Raw genomic sequence first — 17,622 nt, 5'->3', positions numbered from 1 at the left:
GCCCGTGATCCACACGATCGTGCTGAACTGGCGCACGCCGGACATGACCCTGCGCGCGGTCGAGGCGGCCCTCGCGGCGATGGAGGGGCTGGCCGGCGGGATCACCGTTGTCGACAACGATTCGCGGGACGGCTCGTTCGAGCGGCTTTCGGCGGCGCTGGCCGGGCAGGACCGGGTGCGGGTGATCCAGTCGGGCCGCAACGGCGGCTTCGGCGCGGGCAACAATGCCGGGATCCGCGCGGGGCTGCCCGGCGGCGCCGTGCCGGACCTCGTCTACATCCTCAATTCCGACGCCTTCCCCGCGCCGGATGCGATCCGCGCGCTCGCTGAGGATCTGGCCGCCCATCCCCGCGCCGGCCTCGCGGGGAGCCTGATCCACGGCGAGGACGGCGCGACGCACCTGACCACCTTCCGCTTCCCTTCGATCGCCAGCGAGTTCGAGGAGGGGGCGAGGTTCGGCCCGGTCTCGCGCCTGCTCGCCGCGCGGCGGGTGCCGCTCGACACGCCCGGTCGCGCCTGCGAGGTGGACTGGCTCGCCGGGGCGAGCCTGATGATCCGCCGCGCCGTGCTCGAGGAAGTGGGCGGCTTCGACGAGACGTTCTTCCTCTATTTCGAGGAGACGGAGCTCTGCCTGCGGGCGCGCCGCGCCGGATGGACGACGCGCTTCGTTCCCGGGAGCCGGGTCGCGCATATCGGCTCGGTCTCGACGGGGATGAAGGACTGGGCGCGGGTGCCGGAGTACTGGTTCGACTCGCGCCGCCACTATTTCCGCAAGAGTCATGGCGCCGCATTTGCGGCCGCCGCCGATGTCGCGCGGGTCGCGGGCGGGCTGGTCCACCGGGCGCGCAACCTGGCCCGAGGCCGTCGCGCGGACGATCCGCCACACTTTCTTCGCACCTTGGTGCGACATTCCCGCGACTCGGCCCGCCGTGCCCGGCGGCCGGACCCCTCTGCGCGCGCCTGATCCGAAAGTCCGTTCCCCGTGCCGAAAGACCACGTCATGCCCAGCTTCACCGCCCTGCTCGTCGGTAGCGACACCCTCACGATCGAGGCGGGGAAGATGCTGCTCGAGGCGGGGCACCCGGTCCGCGGACTCGTCACCCGGTCGGACGAGGTGCGGGCCTGGGCCGAATCGCGGGACCTGCCGCTCTTCGCCCCGGGGCCGAAACTGGCGTCGCGCATCGGCGGCCTGCAGGTGGACTGGCTGCTCAGCGTCGCCAATCTCGACCTGCTGCCGGACGACGTGCTCGCCCTGCCCCGCCGGGGGGCCGTCAACTTCCACGACGGCCCGCTGCCCGCCCATGCCGGCCTCAACGCCCCCGTCTGGGCCCTGCTGGAGGGGGAGAGGGCGCACGGCATCTCGTGGCACCTGATCGAGGGCGGGGTGGACGAGGGCGACCTGCTCGTCACCCGGCCGGTCGAGATCGGCGAGGGCGAGACGGCGCTCAGCCTCAACCTCAAGTGCTTCGCCGCCGCGATCGAGAGCTTTCCCGAGGTGATGGAGGCGCTGTCGCGGTGGGAGCTGCCGCGCACGAAGCAGGACCTGTCGCAGCGCCGCGTCCACCGCGCCGCCGACCGGCCTCCGCAGGGGGGGCTGCTGGATTTCCGCACGGTGGAGGGCACGCTGCGCCTCGTCCGCGCGCTCGATCATGGCGGCTACCGCAACCCGGTCGCGCTGCCGCGGATCCTCGTCTGGGACCGCACGCTGATCGTCCGCAGCGCCGAACCGGCCGATGGGGAGGGCGAACCGGGCGCGATCCTCGCCTCCGGCCCCGGGACGCTGACGGTCGCGACCGGCGACGGCGCGATCCGCCTGTCGGGGCTGCAGACGCCGATGGGGCTGGCCGCGACCGACCTGCCCGGTTCCGGCGCGACCTGCCGGACAGAGGTGGCGGGGGCCGAGGCCGCGGTGGCCTGCGCCGCCCGGTTCGAGCCGGACTGGGAAAGGCGGCTCGACCGGATGGCGCCCGCCGCCTGGGGCGCGACCCCGGGCCCCGGGGGCGCCCCCTGGCAGAAGGGCATCGTCCTGCCGCCGCAGCTGACGACCGAACAGACGCTCGCGGCCTTTCCCGCGCTGATCTGCGCGATGACCGGGGGCGCGGCGGTCGACATCGCCCTGGGCCACGGGCGCGGCCTGCCCGGCATCACGGCGGACTGGATGCCGCTCCGCTACGACCCCGAGGACGGCTTCGCGGCCGCCGCGACGGCCCTGGTGGCCGAGGTCGCCGACCTGTCGCAGCGCGCGCCCTTCGCCATCGACCTGCCGGCGCGGCTGCCGGCCCTCGCCGGGGGCGCGATGCCGATGGCGGCGCTCTCGCTCGACGCGCCCGTGGAGGGGGCGGCGGTCACGCTGGTCGTCGGCGCGCATGGGCTGCGCCTGCATGCCGATCCCGCCCGGATCGCGCCGGCCGAGGCGGCGCTGATCGCCGCCCGGCTGGAGGGTCTGCTCGCCGCGCTGCCCCGGCTCGACGACGACACCGCGATCACCGCGCTGCCGATCCTGCCGGAGGCCGAGCGGCGCCTGCTGGTCGAGGGGTGGAACGCGACGGAACGCGAGGTGGATCGCCGCACGATCCACGCCCTCGTGGCCGAGCAGGCGGGTCGGACGCCGGACGCGCCGGCCGTCACCTTCGAGGGCACCACCCTCTCATTCGCCGAGCTGGAGGACCGGGCCGCCCGGATCGCCGGCGCGCTGCGTGCCCGGGGCATCGCGCCCGGCGCGGTGATCGGCCTGCACGCCGCGCGGGGCACCGACCTCGTCGCCGGGGCGCTGGGCATCCTGCGGGCGGGCTGCGCCTACCTGCCGCTCGACCCGGCCTACCCGGCCGACCGGATCGCGCTCTACCTCTCCGACAGCAACACCGCGCTGGTGCTGAGCGACGCGCCCGGCGACCTGCCGGAGGGGACGCCTGCCCTTGCGCTGGGCGCGGACGAGATCGCCGGCGCCGAGCCGCTGGTCGAACTGACGGGCGGCCCGGACGACCTGGCCTATCTCATCTACACCTCCGGCTCGACCGGTCGGCCCAAGGGCGTGATGATCGAGCACGCGCAGGTCGCGAACTTCTTCGCCGGGATGGACGAGCGGATCCCGCACGCGCCGGGCGATGCCTGGCTCGCCGTCACCTCGCTCTCCTTCGACATCTCGGTGCTCGAGCTGTTCTGGACGCTGTCGCGCGGGATGCATGTCGTCGTGGCGAGCGAGGCGGCCCGTACCCTGACGGCCGAGGCGCCCGCCCGCGGGATGGAGATGTCGCTCTACTACTGGGGCAACGACGACGGGGCCGGGCGCGACAAGTACGCCCTGCTGCTGGACGGCGCGCGGTTCGCCGACGAGAACGGGTTCTGCGCCGTCTGGACGCCCGAGCGGCATTTCCATGCCTTCGGCGGGCCCTATCCCAACCCGTCCGTCACCGGGGCGGCCGTGGCGGGACTCACCCGCAACATCGGCGTCCGGGCCGGCAGCTGCGTCGCGCCGCTGCACCATGTCGCCCGCATCGCCGAGGAATGGGCGGTGATCGACAACCTGACGGACGGCCGCGCCGGTCTCGCCATCGCGAGCGGCTGGCAACCCGACGACTTCGTCCTCCGGCCGGAGAACACGCCCCCGGCCAACAAGCCCGCGATGATGGACGCGATCCGCGATCTGCGGCGGCTCTGGGCCGGCGAGGCGGTCGAGTTCCCGAAGGCGGACGGGACGATGCATGCCATCGTCACCCAGCCGCGTCCCGTTTCGCCGCAGCCGCGGCTGTGGGTCACGACGGCGGGCAATCCCGACACCTGGCGCGAGGCGGGGGCGAACGGGTGCAACGTGCTGACGCACCTGCTGGGACAGAGCGTCGAGGAGGTGGGGCAGAAGATCGCCCTCTATCACGAGGCGCTGCGCGCGGCGGGGCACGACCCGGCGCAGTTCACCGTCACGCTGATGCTGCACACCTACCTGGCGGACAGCCGCGCGCAGGCCCGCGAGATCGCGCGCGAGCCGATGAAGGACTACCTGCGCTCTGCCGCCGGCCTCATCAAGCAATACGCCTGGGCCTTCCCGGCCTTCAAGAAGCCGCAGGGCGTCGAGACCCCGATGCAGCTCGACCTCGGCTCGCTCGAGGCCGAGGAGCTGGACGCGATCCTCGACTTCGCCTTCGAGCGGTATTTCGAGGAGTCGGGCCTGTTCGGCACGGTCGAGGACGCGGTCGCGCGGATCGACGGGCTGAAGGCGATCGGCGTCGGCGAGGTGGCGTGCCTGATCGACTACGGCATCGCGCGAGAGACCGTGCTCGAGGGTCTGCGCCCGCTGGCCGAGGTGCTGCGCCGGGTCAACGACGGCACCGGCGGCGCGGACCACTCGCTCGCCGGGCTGATCGCGGCGCATCGCGTCAGCCACCTGCAATGCACGCCCTCGATGGCCCGGATGATGCTGGCCCATGACGAGACGCGCGCCGCGCTCGGCCGGTTGCGCCACCTGATGATCGGGGGCGAGGCGCTGCCGGGCGGCCTGGTGCGCGAGCTGCGTCAGGCGACCGGCGCCGAGATCGAGAACATGTACGGCCCGACCGAGACGACGATCTGGTCCTCCACCCAGCCCGCGCGGGCCGACCAGGTCACGAACGGGATCGGCACGCCGATCGCGAATACCCGGCTCTACGTCCTGGACGAGGCGATGCGGCCCTGCCCGGTGGGCGTCACGGGCGAGCTCTGGATCGGCGGCGACGGCGTCGCGCGCGGCTACTGGGACCGTCCCGACCTGACGGCAGAGAGGTTCCGGCCCGATCCCTTCGCCGAGGGGCGGGTCTACCGGACCGGCGACCTCGCCCGTTGGCGCGCGGACGGGACCGTCGACTTCCTCGGCCGCGCCGACGGACAGGTGAAGCTGCGCGGCCACCGGATCGAGACCGGCGAGATCGCCGCCACGCTCGAGGCGGCGGGCGCGGCGCAGGCCGTGGTCCTGCTGCGCGAGGACAGGCTGGTCGCCTACGTGACCGGCGGCCCGGGCGAGGCGGAGCTGCGCGCCGCGCTGTCCGCCCGGCTGCCCGCCGCGATGGTCCCCGCCCGGATCGTGGGGATGGAGGCGTTTCCCCTGACCCCGAACGGCAAGGTGGATACCCGGGCCCTGCCCGCGCCGGCCGCGCCCCGCCCGGCGGACATGCCCGCCCCGGCGCAGATGCGGGACATGGATCCGGCGCCGGAGGATCGGCCCGCCCGGACCGGACCCCCCGCCATCCCGCCGGCCTCGACCCTGGCCGGGTCGGCGGACGCGACGGCGACCGCGCCGGCCGGGTCCGGCCCCCCGGCCGACGAGGTGGTCCGGCAGGTCTGGTCGGCCACGCTCGGCGTGTCGGACATCCGCGCGCGGGACAGCTTCTTCGAGCTCGGCGGCCATTCGATCCTGGCGGTGCAGGCGCACCGGGCGCTGCGCGAGGCGACGGGCCTGCGGGCGCTGTCGATCACCGACGTGTTCCGCTTCCCGACCCTCTCGGCCCTTGCCGGGCGGATCGAGGCGCTGGGCTACCGGGCCGGTCCCGGGCCCGAGGCGCCCGCCCCGGATGCGGGGCCGACCGACGGCCCCGCGACACCGACGCCCGGGCCCGATGTCGGACCTGCCGCGCCGGCCCCTGGTGCCGGCGACCCGCCGGAGGATGTACGCGCCGCCGTGCTGCGCGCGCTCGCTGCGCCGGCGGAGGCCGAGCCCGACGAGACGAGAGAGCGGACCGAGGTGATGGACCGGCGCAAGGCGCTGCGGCTTCTCAAGTCCGGAGAGCCGTGACCCATCGGCGCCTGGAGGCCGCGCTGAGCGGCCTGTTCGGCCCGGGCGTGCGGTCCGCGATCGTGCGGCCGGGCGCGCCGGCCCCGCCGTTTCCGGGGGAGGGGGCCGGCCCCCGCGCCGTGCCCCTGCGCCGGGCGGAATACGCTGCCGGCCGGCACGCGGCGCGGCTGGCCCTCGCCGCGCTGGGCCATCCCCCGGCCGCGATCCCCTCCGGGCCCGATCGCGGCCCGGTCTGGCCGCCCGGATTCGTCGGCAGCATCGCGCATCACGGCGGCCTCGCACTCGCGGCGCTCGCCCGGGGGCCGGGCCTCGTCGGTCTCGACATCGTGCCGGACGCCCCCCTGCCGCCCGAGGTCGCGGCAGAGATCGCCGGGCCGGGGGACGAGGGCGCGGCAGAGGCGGTGTTCGCGGCGAAGGAGACGGTCTACAAGGCGCTCGCCCCCGCCCACGGCGCCGTCTTCGGCTTCGACGCGGCCGAGGTCCGGCTGACGGGGACCGGGTGGGAGGCGCGGCTGACCCGGGCGCTGCCGCCCTTCGAGGCGGGCCTCGTCCTGCGTGGTCGGCTCGCCCGCGCGGAGGGCTGGATCCTGGCGGGGCTGCACCTGCCGGGCTGACCGGCAACGCAGTGTTTCGCAACCGGGCTCTCGGCAAATCTGGCCAGATCGGGGCGGGATGCCTAGATTGTGACCCGGGTGTGGCGGCGACGGGGCCGAACGGGGATGCGCGCGGTTCGGCCGCCGGGCATCCTTGTCGGCGACACGGGAACGGAGCGGCCGCATGGGACCCTTCACCTCGATCAAGGACGTGATCCGCGCGCTTCTGCGGCGCTGGTACGTCATCCTGCTGGTCGGCCTCGCCGGGTCGGCCCTGTCGGTCTGGTTCGCCCTGCAGCAGCCGAAGGTCTACCAGGCGATCGCGCTGATCCAGATCGAGGCGCCCCGCGTGACCGAGAGCCTGACTGGCGCCGGCACCGGCACGACCCTCACCGCCGACAGCCAGCTCGACCTGATCCAGGGGCGGGTTCTGGCCCGCGACTCGCTGATGGGCGTGGTCGAGCGCCTCGGCCTGTTTCCCGAGGTCGAGTCCCCGATCGAGCGGGTCGAGGCGCTGCGCGACAGCGTGACGATCGCCAAGATGATCGACCCCGCCCTCGCCTGGCGGCCCGACGTGCAGCCTGCCGGTCTGTCGATCACTGTCCGCATGGGCGACCCGACCGAGGCGGCGGCCGTCGCGAACGAGCTGTCGGACCGCATCATCGAGGAGGGACGCCGCCGCGCGCAGGGCCGGGCCGCGCTGACGCTCGACTTCTTCCAGTCCGAGGAGGCGCGGGTGACCGGCCTGATCGAGGACACGGAAGAGGCGCTGACCCGCTACCGCGAGGCCAATGCCGAGAGCCTGCCGACCGCGCAGACCGCCCAGCGCGAGCAGATCGCCCGCCTGTCCGAGCAGCGCCTGACGCTGGAGCGCGAACTAGTCGCGCTGGCCGGCAGCGCCGACCGCCTGCGCGAGGGCGAGCTGGCCCAGCAGCGCGCGCTCCTCGAGCAGCAGGTCGACCTGATCGACACGAGGCTCGCCGATGCGCAGGCCGCGATCGACGCCGGCCCGGAGGTCGAGCGCCAGATCGGCGTCTACGAACGGCAGCTGGCGCAGTACCGCGACGAGCTGGGCGTGCTGACGCAGCGCCGGACCGAGGCGTCGATGACCGAGATCATCGAGAGCCAAGAACAGTCGCAGCGATTCGAGGTGCTGGAGGAGGCGATCGTGCCCGAGGGGTCCGTCTCGACCAGCCGGGCCAAGCTGGCGCTGGCCGGGGGCGTCGTTTCGGGTGCCCTGGCGCTGATGCTGGCGCTGGCGCTGGAAGTGTCGGCCGGCCGGATCAGGACGGCCGCGCAGCTCGAGCGGCAGATCGGCGCGAAGCCGGTCGTGGTGATCCCGCGTCTCGGCCGCCCGCCCGAGCGGCGGCTGCGGCGGGTGGTCGTGGGGTTTGCCGTGCTGATCGGCGCGGGCGCGACGCTGCTGATGTCCGGCGTCTGGCGCGTGACGGGAAGCGGCGGCGGCGCGGGCCGCCTCGTCACCCGCTGAGGGCGGGGCCGGCCCGGCCCCCTCGTCCCGGTCAGGCCAGGTCGTCGCCCGGATCGGCCATGTTGAGCACGATGCCCACGACGGGCCGGTCCTCGCCGATCCGCCGGACCGCCTCGCGCACTTCCGAGGCGCGGGTGATCCCCCCTCCGACCACCATCAGCACGCAATCGAAATGCGGGCGGAAGGCGATCACGTCGTCGTGGTCCAGCGCCGGCGGCAGGTCGAACAGCATCACGTCGGGCCGGAGGCCCTGCTGCAGCCGCGCCAGCGCGTCGGCGGTGCTGCCCGACTGGAACAGCTCGGCCGCGTAGGTCTCGGCGCGGGCGTTCAGCCCGATGGCCAGATGCCGGCCCAGCTGCAGGCCGCTCGGCTCCACCGCCAGCAGCCAGTCCTCGGCCGCGATCTGGCCGCGCAGGTAATCCCCGGTCGCGGCGGGCGCCGTCAGCCCCAGATACCCGGCGAGGCCCGGATGCCGCAGGTCGGCGTCGATCAGCGCGGTCCGGGTGTCGTGGTAGCGCGACAGGGTGAGGGCGAGGTTCGCGGCGGCGAAGCTCTTGCCGCAGCCGCGGGTGGGCGAGGTGATGGCGACGCGCGTCCAGCCGTGATCGGCCATTGCCTGGACCAGCCGCGTGCGCAGCACGTCGAAGGCGGCATAGGCCGGATCGGTGCGCGCCGCGGTGATGACGAGGTTCCGGGCCAGCGTCCGCTTGTCGAGTGCGACCCGCGGCAGCGCGGGCCAGAGGTCGACGATCCGCGGCAGCGGCGCCTCGGTCGGGTCGATGTAGTCCACCTCTGCCGCGTCGTCGGCCAGCGCGTGTCGCAGGTCCGACAGGTCCGGCGGCGGCGTACCGGGCCGGGGGGGCAGCGTGCGGCGCGGCGGGCGGGCGGCCGCGGACCCGGCCTCGATCCGCGCGATCTCCTCGACCAGCCGGTCGCGATCCGCCCGGGTGAGGCGGGGGCGCTTGCGGGCCTTCTGCGGACGGTCGGTCATGGTCTCGCTTCGCGGTTGGTCGGGTCGTTCAAAGTCTACAAAGGCGGCGCAAATGCGCCATTGTCGCGGTGATCGTCGGGTTCCGGCCCGCCCTCACAGTCCGAACAGGGCCCGTCCGTCGATCGCCCGGTCGAGGAAGCGGGCCCGCGTCTCCTCCGGCGACCAGCCGAGGCGGCGTTTCGGCAGGGCGTTGTCGAAGCGCGCGAGATGGGCCCGGCTCTTCCAGTCGGCGAGGCTGGGCAGCACCGCGTCCCGCCGGCCGAGCGCATGGCGCTTGAGCGCCCATTTCACCGCGTCCGTGGCCCAGAGGCCGTGCAGGTAGCCGCTGCGGACGCGGATGCGCGCGTGCAGCCGGTCGTGGATCGCCTGGAAGTAGTCGCGCGCCGACAGGATCGGGCCGCCGACGAGATTGAAGCTCTCGCCCTCGATCCCGTCCGTGGTGCCGCAGAGGATCAGCCCCTCGACCACGTCCTCGACCAGCACGAAGGGCAGGACGTTGCGCCCGTCGCCCCAGAGCGTGACCGCCCCCGGCCCGTGCCAGCGCCCGATGCCCCAGTGCTGCAGGGGGCCGTCCCCGCCGACCACGATGCCGGGCCGCGCGACGACGAGCGGCAGACCCGCGCTCTCGTGCATCTCCATCAGGCGGCGTTCGCATTCCGCCTTGGACCGGGCGTAGAGGTTGCGGTCCTCGATCTCGCCGAAGCCCGTCTCCTCGGTGATGACGGTTCTAGGATCGCTCATGTCGTAGGAGGCGATGGTCCCCGTGTAGACCAGCCGGTCCACCTCGGCCGCGTGGGCGGCCCGCGCGATCCGCAGGGCGGTGCCGACATCGTTCCGCAGCGCCGCCTCCCACGTGTCCTCGAGCGCACGGGCGAGGTTGTAGACGATGTCGATCCCCCGCATCGCCTCGGTCAGCCCCGCTTCGTCGGACAGCGACACGCGCACCGTCTCGACCCGGTCCGCGATGTCGTCGAACGGGCCGTGCCGCCCGCGCGAGACGACGCGGACATGCGTGCCGCGCGCGGCGAGGGCGCGGGTCAGGGCCCGACCGATATAGCCCGTACCGCCGATCACCATCGCCGTCGGGGACGGGGTGCCGGTCGCGATGGAGGGGGCGGGCTGCGGCGGGATCAGCCGCTCGATCTCCGCCAGAGTCTGCGTTACCGCCCGCGCCGCGCCGGGGGCGAAGCGGCGGTCGGGATCGCCCGACCGGATCCCGTCGTGGAAGGCGGCGACCATCCCGCGGAAGCTCTGCGCATAGGGGCTGCGCCTGTTCAGCGTGCCGCCCTGGATCGCGGCGTTGCGGGCGCCCTCGCGCAGATGCTCCCATCCCTCGGACAGCTGGCGCATCAGCGGATTGGCGACCAGCTCGGCCGTGTTGTCCCGCGCCACGGTCAGGGTGTCGGAGGCGTAGTCCAGCACGGCCCGGCCGCCCGATCCGCGCACCGTGACGAGGCGGGTATCGATCGTCTCGACCAGCGACAGCGCCAGCGTCACGTCCACCGCCCCGGCCCGGGCGAGCACGCGCCAGCTCTGCGGCCGCTCGGCGCCGCCGGGCAGGCGGGCCGGCTGCCCGAGGTCGAGCATCCGCACGTCGAGCCGCCCCGCCAGATCCTGCGCGAGCGAGACCGGGTGCGGCCCCAGCTCCCACAGCAGGTTGCGCGTCTCGTTCAGCAGCCACAGCCCGTAGGGCCCCGAGCGGAGCGGAGCCAGCGGCAGGGCCCAGTCGACGCGGATGTCGCTGACCCGGCCGAGCGCGCCGGAGGCCATCAGCCGTTTCAGCCGCCCGTAGCGGGGCAGGCCGAGGAAGTTGTGACCCGCGGCGAGGTGACGGCCGGCGCGGGTTGCCGCCTCTTCCATCCGGGCGAACTCGTCCACCGACAGGGCGGCGGGCTTCTCGACCAGCACGTGCAGCCCGGCATCGAGGCACCGGACGGCGAGATCGGCATGCAGAGCCGGCGGCGTCAGGATGTGGACCGCCTGCGCGGTGCCGCTGGCGACGAGCGCGTCGAGTTCGGTGAAGGCCTCGGCCCCGTACCGGTTCGCCAGCGCCTCGGCCGACGCGCGGTCCGGATCGCACACGGCGGCCAGCCGCACGCCCGGCGTCGCGGCGATGGCGGCGGCGTGCCAGTCGGCGATGTAGCCGGCCCCGAGGATCGCGGCGCGGATGTCGGTCATGCAGGTCTCACTTGTATTCGATGATCTCCGGGGGCCGTTCGCGCCGGCGCAGGTGCCACATCGCGATGCCGACGAGGTTCGGCAGCTTCGTGGCGAGCAGCCAGGCCGCCTGGTGCAGCGCCTCGGCCATGTCCATGTCGTGCGCCCGGCGCAGTCCCCGGGCCGTCCGGACCAGAGAGATCGCGAGGATCGCAAGGACCGCGCCCCCCGCCCAGGGCGTGATCGCACTCGCCAGCACGCCGAACGCGGCGAGGGCGCAATAGCCGATCACCCGCAGGCGGTCGCGCCGGCAATGCGGGGGGTGCATCTCGCCCACCTGCGCGAAGCCGTGTCCGCTGCGGACCGCGCGGCGCCACCATTGGCGGATGTTCGTCATGTCCATGTCGTGCTCGGTCATCGCGACGGGCAGCCGCTGCAACCGCCAGCCGGCCTTTCCGAGCCGCAGGCAGAAATCGTCGTCCTCGGCGGCGATCAAACCGGCGTCGAACCCCCCGATCTGCCGGAAGGCCGCCGCCCGGACCGCCATATCCCCGCCGCAGGTACGAATCTCTCCTGCGGGGCGGTGCCATTCCACCTCGGCCATGCGGTTGAAGATGCTGCGTTCGGGATACCGCTCGCGCCGCCAGCCGGTGACGAGGCCGAGGCCGGGATCGGCGTCCAGCGCAGCGCGGGCCGCGCCGGGCCAGCCGGGATCGACGGTGCAGTCGCCGTCGACGAAGAGCAGGTGCCCGTCCCAGTCGCCCAGCGCGGCGGCGCCGGCATTGCGGCCCCGGGCGGCGGTATGCGGCGGGGACAGGGCCACCGTCTCCACCCCGAGCGCGGCGGCGGCGGCGAGCGAGCCGTCGGTGGAGCCGCTGTCGGCATATATCAGCCGGTCGACCCGGCCCTGCAGGCTGCGGAGACAGGCGAGAAGCCGGTCCTCTTCGTTGCGACCGATGACGATGGCGGCCAGGGGGGTCACTGATCAACTCCGGAACGTTCGACCGGTCGGGGCAGGCCGGCATGGCAGGCGACGAAGTGGGCGCCGAGACGCAGCGCTTCGGCGGCGGCGTCGAATTCCGCCTTTACCTTGCGGCGTCCGGCCTGCGCCAGATGGTTCCGCAGCGCCGCATCGCCCGCGACGCGTCGCATCGCGGCGGCCAGCGCGCCGGCATCTCCCGGCGGGATGAGCAGCCCGGTCTCGCCCTCCACGATCAGCTCGGACACGCCGCCGACATTGGTGGCGATGGCGGCCCGGCCGGCCGCCAGCGCCTCCATCAGGACGACGGGCACCCCTTCGGCGAAGGAGGGCAGGACGAGCATGTCGTGCGCGGCGAGCGCCTCGGCCACCTCGGCCTGGCTGCGATAGCCGAGGAAGGTCACCGGCAGGTTCCGGGCGCGCGCCGCCGCCTCGAGCGCCGGGCGGTCGGGGCCGTCGCCGATCAGCGTCAGCGTCACGCCGGGCGTCCGTTCCAGCGCGTCGAACAGGACCGGCACGCCCTTCACCGCCGAGAGGCGCCCGACGAAGAGGGCGCGGGTTCCGGCCCCCTCGGCCGCGCCGGCATATCGGGCGGGATCGACCCCGCAATGGACGATGTGCAGCCTGTCCCAGTGCGCGGAGTCCGACCAGAGCATCGCCTGCGCGCGGGCGAAGCGCGAGATGCAGGCGACGAAGGCGGCGCGCGCGATCTTGGCATCCAGCCGCCAGTGCTCGGGCGCGAAGAAGATGTCCGGTCCGTGCAGGGTGAAGCTGTGGGGGATCCCCGACGCCTCGCCGGCCAGCATCGCCACGGTGCCGGAGGATTTGGCGATGTGGTTGTGCAGGTGCACCGCGCCGATGGCCCGCAGATGCGCGGCGAGGACGATCGCCTCGTGGAAGTAGATCAGTCCGTAGAGCCGCCCGCGCAGCCCCCTGGCCGAGACCGACCAGGCGAGCCGCAGCGTGCGCCCCCAGCGTCCCGCCCGCATCGCGGCGAGGTGGGCGCGCAGGGCGGCGGGGCGCTTCGCCGCCTCGAGGACGTGGAACGTGCGCGCCTGGAGATCCCGCTGCTCGGGCCCTGTCAGGTGTTCGGCCCCCGTCCGGCGGACCGAGCAGGGCCGTATGTCGAAGCCCGCCGCCTCGAGTCCCGCGATCTCGCGCTGGATGAACGTGTCTGAGGCGCGGGGAAACTCTCCCGTCAGGTAGGACACCGGACCGGGCAGGGGAGGGTGCAGGGGGGCGCTCATTCCAGCGCCTCCGCCATCGCCTCGGCGAAGGGCGTGCCGCCGCGCCAGCCCAGACGCGCCTCGGCGCGGGCTGTGTCGTAGGTCATCGGCGCCAGCCGCGCGCGCAGCGCCGGCCGCCGCAGGAGCCCCGGCTTCCCCGGCAGCGGCAGGCCGGCGGCCGCGTCGAGCAGGCGCCAGGACAGGGCCGGGCCGGTGCGGCCCGTCGCGGCATCCCAGGCGGCGCGGGTCGGACGGTCGGCGTCGAGGACGTTCAGCACCTCCGCCCCGTCCGGCGCGGTCTCGGCGGCCCGCACGAGGGCCTCTCCCGCATGGGCCCGCTGCAGGATCGGCAGCTCGCCCGGGCCTGTGACGCGGACCGGCCCGAGCCGCGCGACATGGCCATGCGCCAGACGGCCCGCGCCCCAGACCGCCCCCAGACGCAGGACCCACAGGCCGGTGCCGCCCCGGTGCTCGCGCGCGACCGCCTCCTGCGCGATCTTGGCGCGGGTATAGACGTCCCGCGCCTCGGGCCGCGGCTCCACCGGCGAGGTCTCGTCGATCCGCGCCTCCGGCCGACCGGCGTACACGCCCATCGATCCGGCAAGGACGAGGCGCCCCACCCCCGCCGCGGCGGCGGCGCGGAACAGCCGGGCCGTGCCGGTCACGGTGATCCGGGTCATCTGCCGGTCGTCGGCGACGAGGGGGGAGGCGCAGTGGATCACCGCGTCGATCCCGTCCACCGCGCGGGCGAGGGTGTCCGCATCCAGCAGGTCGCCGGTCACGACGCGGACCCGCCCGCCGCTGCGCCCGTCGCGCGACAGCACCCGCACCGCGTGGCCCCGGGCGAGCGCCTCGCGCACGACGGCGGCGCCGACATAGCCGGTCGCCCCGGTGACCAGCAGCCTCAGCGCGCCCACGGCATCGGCTCCATCGGGGGGCAGGCGGTCGTCATCTCGTGCACGCCGGTGCGCTGGCAGGCCAGAGTCACCTCGGTCAGGTGCAGCGCGTAGTCCCCGGCGAGGCGCGGCGCGCGGCCGGCGGCGATCGCCCCTGCCATCTCGAGCGGGCCGAGGGCGAAGTTCATCGACGCCGCCCCCTCGCGCGTGACGAAGGGGTGGCTCTGCCGCCCCGGCAGGCGGTGGCGGCGGCGCAGCGGGCTGTCGACCAGGCGCCGCCGGAGGCGGAAGCGGGGCCGGACATGGACCGGCGCGGCATTGTCCCAGGCGGCATCGACCTCCAGCGCGCCGCGCTCGCCGATGATCCGCAGCCTGTGATCGTGCGGCGCGACGATCGAGCAGGTGAGCCGGGCCATCGGCCCACCGCCGCGGAAGGTCAGCGTGGCGACCGAGGCGTCGGGCGCCCCGCCGGCCGGCTTGTCCGGCAGCACCTCCTCGGCCGCGGTGACGACCCGGGAGACGGGGCCGAAGGCGGCGATCAGCCAGCTCAGCCAGTAGCCCGCATGTTCCAGCGTGCAGCCGGTGCGGAACTCGTCGGCCCAGGGCCAGGGCGCGCCGCTCGCACTCTGCCAGTCCCGGACGGGGGCCTGCGGGATGAAGCCGTCGTCGAGCTCGGCATAGACCAGCCGCGGCGCGCCGATCCGTCCGGCGCGCAGGGCGTGCAGCAGGGTCTGCGCGGCGCGCGACAGCACGCTCGACGGCGCCGAGGCGAGGTGCAGGCCCGCCCGCCCCGCCGCCTCTGCCAGGGCGCGCGCCTCGCCCATGTCGGATGTCAACGGCTTTTCCGAGAAGACATGCGCACCGGCCGCCAGCGCCGCGCGGGTCACGCCGGCATGTTCGGAAGGGTTCGTCAGGTTCAGCACGATACCGCCCCGCGCCGCGGCGAAGGCGGCCTCCGCCCCCGGAAAGGCGTCCAGCGACCAATGGTCGGTAAAGGCGCGCAGCCGGGCCGGGTCGCGATCCCAGGCGCCGAGGATCCGCGCCTCGCGATGCAGCCGGAACGAGCGCATGTAGAGATCGGCCACGAACCCGCAGCCGATCAGAACGATCGGGATCGTCGATGCTGTCTCTGCCATGCCTGTTCGGTCTGCTCTGCCGGCGGATGTCTCGCCCCAACATGGAAGCGTGGCAACACTTTGTCGCCCTTTCGCCCATGCTGCCTTGCGGCGGGGGCGGGGGCCAGACGAGATCGCGCCATGGCCGCAGCGACACGCATGACCTTCCGGGCGGGCGAGACCGAGATCGCCCTGACCGCCCCCGACCGGGCGGCCCTGCTGGCCGGGGTGGGCGCCCGGCTGGCCCGGGGCGAGGGCTTCTCCCTCGTCACGCTCAACCTCGACCACCTGGTGAAGCTGCGCCGCGACGCGGCCTTCCGCGCGGCCTATGCCCGGGCGGAGTTCGTGACGGCGGACGGCAACCCGGTCGTCTGGCTGTCCCGCCTGGCCGGGCGGGGGGTGGAGCTGGTGCCGGGCGCGGACCTCGTCCTTCCGCTGGCGCGCCTGGCCGCCCGGGCCGGCGTTCCGGTCGGCCTCCTCGGCGGGACGGAGGCGGCGCTGGACGCGGCCGCCGCGCATCTCGAGGCGCAGGTGCCGGGTCTGCGCGTGGCCGCCCGGATCGCGCCCCCGATGGGCTTCGACCCTGCCGGCGCGCCGGCGGCCGCGCTCCTGCGCGAGGCCGAGTCCTCGGGCGCGCGGCTCGTCTTCCTCGCGCTCGGCGCGCCGAAGCAGGAGCTGCTGGCCGCGCGCGGCCGCGACCTGACGCCGGGGCTGGGCTTCGCCTGCATCGGGGCGGGGCTCGATTTCCTCGGCGGGTCGCAGAGGCGGGCGCCGGCTTGGATCCGGCGGCTGGCGATGGAATGGGTCTGGCGCATGGCGACCGATCCCCGGCGTCTCGTCGGGCGCTACGCCCGCAGCGCCGCGATCCTGCCGGGCCACGCCCTCGCCGCGTGGCGTCTGCGGCGGCGCTAGGCGCGGCCCCCTTCCGAGGAGAGGACCAGAGGGTCGATGCCCAGCGCCCGCACGGCGGCGGTCCATTTGTGCTCGTTCGCGCGGCCGAAGACGATGTCGTCGCGCGCCGGGGCGATCAGCCAGCCGTTCTGCGCGATCTCGGCCTCGAGCTGGCCCGGCCCCCAGCCGGCATAGCCGAGCGCCAGCATCGACGCGCCCGGCCCGTCGCCGCGCGCGATCGCCTGCAGCACCTCGAGCGAGGCGGTCATCGAGGTGCTGTCGTCCACCTCGAGCGTGGCGTCGCCCGCGCTGTAATCGGGCGAGTGCAGGACGAAGCCGCGCGCCGTCTCGACCGGGCCGCCGAAATGGACCCGGATGTCGGGGATCGTGTCCGCCACCTCGATGCCCAGCTGCTTCAGCAGGTCGCGGAAGCGGATCTCGGGTGCCGGCTTGTTGACGATCAGGCCCAGCGCCCCCTCGCCCGAGTGGGCGCAGAGATAGACGACGCTGCCCGAGAAGCGGCTGTCGCCCATCCCCGGCATCGCCACGAGCAGGGACCCGGCGAAGCTGTCGCCGCCCGGATCTTCGGGGTAATCGTCGCCGGAGGCGTGGTCGGGATCGGTCATGACCCGATGATGTGGTGCCGTCCCACCACTGGCAAGGGCAGGGCAGGCGCTCTCTCGCCCATTCGTGACTTCCCATTTCAGCGGCCGGGGGCGAGGGGTAGCGCCATGACACGCCTTCTCCTCCTGCTGCTGGCGCTTGCCCTGCGCCCCGCGCTCGCCGCCGCCACCCCGCCCGAGGACCTGGTCCGGGCCGAGATCCTGCCCGGCTGGCAGGACGGAGAGGGCCGCCATGTCGCGGGGCTGCGCCTGACCATGGCCCCGGGGTGGAAGACCTACTGGCGCGCCCCGGGCGATGCCGGCATCCCGCCCGAATTCGACTGGACCGGCTCGCACGGGGTGGCGGGGGTCGAGGTGCGCTGGCCGGTGCCGCAGGTCTTCGACCAGTCGGGGATGAAGAGCATCGGCTATCACGACGAGGTCGTCCTGCCGCTGGAGATCCGCACGACCGGCGCCGGCCCGGTGCGGCTGGCGGGCGAGATCGACCTCGGGATCTGCCACGAGATCTGCGTGCCGGCGCGGCTCGCCTTCTCGCTCGACCTGCCCGACCCGGGCGCCCGCGACCGCGAGATCGTGGCGGCGCTGCTCGACACGCCGCTCACCGGCGCCGAGGCGGGGATGGGCGCCGCGACCTGCCGGTTGCGGTCCACCGCGCGCGGGGTCGAGATCACCGCCGAGCTGGACCTGCCGCCGCAGGGCGCCGACGAGACGGTGGCGATCGAGGCCGGCCTGCCCGGCATCTGGGTGAGCGAGGCGGAGGTGACCCGCACCGGCGACCGGCTGACCGCCCGGGCCGAGGCGCGGGCCGAGAGCGGGGCCCTGATGCTCGACCGCTCCGCCCTGCGGCTGACGGTGATCGGCGCCGGTCGCGCGGTCGAGGTGACGGGCTGCCCGGCGGGATAGG

13 protein-coding genes are annotated in these 17,622 nt (G+C 74.5%); 6 read left to right on the top strand and 7 right to left on the bottom strand.

Annotated features, from left to right (window positions below):
* Positions 1–4: 4 nt before the first annotated feature.
* From BUE30_RS12665 to BUE30_RS12650, 4 genes are all read left to right on the top strand, one after another.
* Positions 5–964, top strand: coding sequence for a glycosyltransferase (locus tag BUE30_RS12665; protein ID WP_280157195.1), 960 nt, complete (start codon positions 5–7; stop codon positions 962–964).
* Between the two features lie 36 nt (positions 965–1,000).
* On the top strand, positions 1,001–5,758 hold the full coding sequence (locus BUE30_RS12660) for a MupA/Atu3671 family FMN-dependent luciferase-like monooxygenase (RefSeq protein WP_073331215.1): 4,758 nt from the start codon (positions 1,001–1,003) through the stop codon (positions 5,756–5,758).
* Complete coding sequence (locus BUE30_RS12655) at positions 5,755–6,372, top strand: 4'-phosphopantetheinyl transferase family protein (RefSeq protein ID WP_083601378.1); 618 nt, start codon at positions 5,755–5,757, stop codon at positions 6,370–6,372. Before BUE30_RS12660 ends, BUE30_RS12655 begins: the two co-directional genes overlap by 4 nt.
* Positions 6,373–6,535: 163 nt before the next feature.
* Positions 6,536–7,840, top strand: a complete 1,305-nt coding sequence (locus tag BUE30_RS12650; RefSeq protein ID WP_073331212.1) for a GumC domain-containing protein — start codon at positions 6,536–6,538, stop codon at positions 7,838–7,840.
* 31 nt (positions 7,841–7,871) lie between these two features.
* Here BUE30_RS12650 and BUE30_RS12645 read toward each other — a convergent pair whose 3' ends face one another.
* The 6 genes from BUE30_RS12645 to BUE30_RS12620 all read right to left on the bottom strand — a co-directional run bounded on the left by BUE30_RS12645 (position 7,872) and on the right by BUE30_RS12620 (position 15,225).
* Positions 7,872–8,831 (bottom strand): CpsD/CapB family tyrosine-protein kinase, encoded by a 960-nt coding sequence (locus tag BUE30_RS12645; RefSeq protein WP_073331209.1) that lies wholly within the window; start codon positions 8,829–8,831, stop codon positions 7,872–7,874.
* Between the two features lie 93 nt (positions 8,832–8,924).
* Positions 8,925–11,009, bottom strand: coding sequence for an NAD-dependent epimerase/dehydratase family protein (locus BUE30_RS12640; protein WP_073331206.1), 2,085 nt, complete (start codon positions 11,007–11,009; stop codon positions 8,925–8,927).
* Between the two features lie 7 nt (positions 11,010–11,016).
* Entirely contained in the window at positions 11,017–11,970 is a 954-nt protein-coding gene (locus BUE30_RS12635) for a glycosyltransferase family 2 protein (protein ID WP_073331203.1), read from the bottom strand.
* Positions 11,967–13,214: a glycosyltransferase gene (locus BUE30_RS12630; protein ID WP_073331200.1), complete on the bottom strand. Its 1,248-nt coding sequence runs from the start codon at positions 13,212–13,214 to the stop codon at positions 11,967–11,969. Before BUE30_RS12630 ends, BUE30_RS12635 begins: the two co-directional genes overlap by 4 nt.
* On the bottom strand, positions 13,211–14,110 hold the full coding sequence (locus tag BUE30_RS17830) for an NAD-dependent epimerase/dehydratase family protein (protein WP_170865642.1): 900 nt from the start codon (positions 14,108–14,110) through the stop codon (positions 13,211–13,213). The genes BUE30_RS12630 and BUE30_RS17830 overlap by 4 nt, the downstream gene beginning before the upstream one ends.
* On the bottom strand, positions 14,098–15,225 hold the full coding sequence (locus BUE30_RS12620; RefSeq protein ID WP_073331197.1) for a Gfo/Idh/MocA family protein: 1,128 nt from the start codon (positions 15,223–15,225) through the stop codon (positions 14,098–14,100). The genes BUE30_RS17830 and BUE30_RS12620 overlap by 13 nt, the downstream gene beginning before the upstream one ends.
* A gap of 138 nt (positions 15,226–15,363) precedes the next feature.
* On the opposite strand from BUE30_RS12620, the gene BUE30_RS12615 reads away from it, so the two are divergent.
* Positions 15,364–16,116: a WecB/TagA/CpsF family glycosyltransferase gene (locus BUE30_RS12615; protein ID WP_073331194.1), complete on the top strand. Its 753-nt coding sequence runs from the start codon at positions 15,364–15,366 to the stop codon at positions 16,114–16,116.
* Here BUE30_RS12615 and BUE30_RS12610 read toward each other — a convergent pair.
* Entirely contained in the window at positions 16,113–16,721 is a 609-nt protein-coding gene (locus BUE30_RS12610) for a YqgE/AlgH family protein (protein ID WP_083601377.1), read from the bottom strand. The two genes, BUE30_RS12615 and BUE30_RS12610, sit on opposite strands and share 4 nt — an antisense overlap.
* A 105-nt stretch (positions 16,722–16,826) precedes the next feature.
* Here BUE30_RS12610 and BUE30_RS12605 point away from each other — a divergent pair, with 105 nt between their 5' ends.
* Entirely contained in the window at positions 16,827–17,621 is a 795-nt protein-coding gene (locus BUE30_RS12605) for a protein-disulfide reductase DsbD domain-containing protein (protein ID WP_073331191.1), read from the top strand.
* The last annotated feature ends 1 nt before the right edge of the window (position 17,622 follow it).

Origin of the sequence: Wenxinia saemankumensis (assembly GCF_900141735.1) — a bacterium.
GTDB classification, from domain to species: Bacteria; Pseudomonadota; Alphaproteobacteria; order Rhodobacterales; family Rhodobacteraceae; genus Wenxinia; species Wenxinia saemankumensis.
Note: the sequence above shows the minus strand (reverse complement) of the source record. Positions and strands in the feature narration are given on the sequence as shown.